Genomic DNA, 664 nt, shown 5'->3' with positions numbered 1-664 from the left:
TGCGTGATGAATGCCTCCTGCAATCGCTGCAGGTGCACATCATCCAAAGCGTAGGAATAGCTCGACATCGCTGTGCACTTGGGCAGCACGTTCAAGCCGGCGAACAGTCCGAGACCGGGATCGAAGCCATGCTCGCCCACATGCGCATAGCGCTCGGTTCCCAGCAGCTTCAACGCCAGAAAGGACAGCAAGTAGCTCAACGCTGGAATCTGCCGGCTACCCGGCAACCGAGCGGCCTCAACAATCTCCGGGAACCCCAGCTGCGCCAGAAACGGCGCAAACAGAAACACCCCGGCCGCAGGTGAGTCGAACCGCTGCCCATCCAGTTCATCCGGTACCATCTTCTGCGACTTCTCGGGTATCTCCGCGCCCTGCACGGTCATACCGATTTTCAGGCGAGTGCGTCGCGGCAGCTTCGCGAAGCCTTCTTCGGCCAGCACGCGCTCCACGGTGCGCACCGAGATCTCCACCCCGTCTTCCAAGAGCAGTTCTGTGATCTCGACTGCGGAAAGCTTTCGCTCCCGCCAGGAGCGAATCTTCTGGCGTACCTCGGCGCTGACACGTCGGCGCCGGGTTGTGCCCTCGGTCGGCGGTTCGGCGAAATCAAGCTTGCCGTGCTTGAACTGATGGCGAAGGAGATGGATATAGCTCGTGGTGTAATCAT

The 664-nt window shown here is 60.5% G+C and carries 1 protein-coding gene; it reads right to left on the bottom strand.

All coding sequences use genetic code 11. From position 1 onward, the window contains the following. The coding region (locus GY725_05650; GenBank protein MCP4003661.1) for a transposase at nt 1-470 on the bottom strand (470 nt) is incomplete at its 3' end. Nucleotides 471-664 lie beyond the last annotated feature (194 nt).

This window comes from bacterium (genome assembly GCA_024226335.1).
Lineage (GTDB): Bacteria > Myxococcota_A > UBA9160 > SZUA-336 > SZUA-336 > JAAELY01.
Note: the sequence above shows the minus strand (reverse complement) of the source record. Positions and strands in the feature narration are given on the sequence as shown.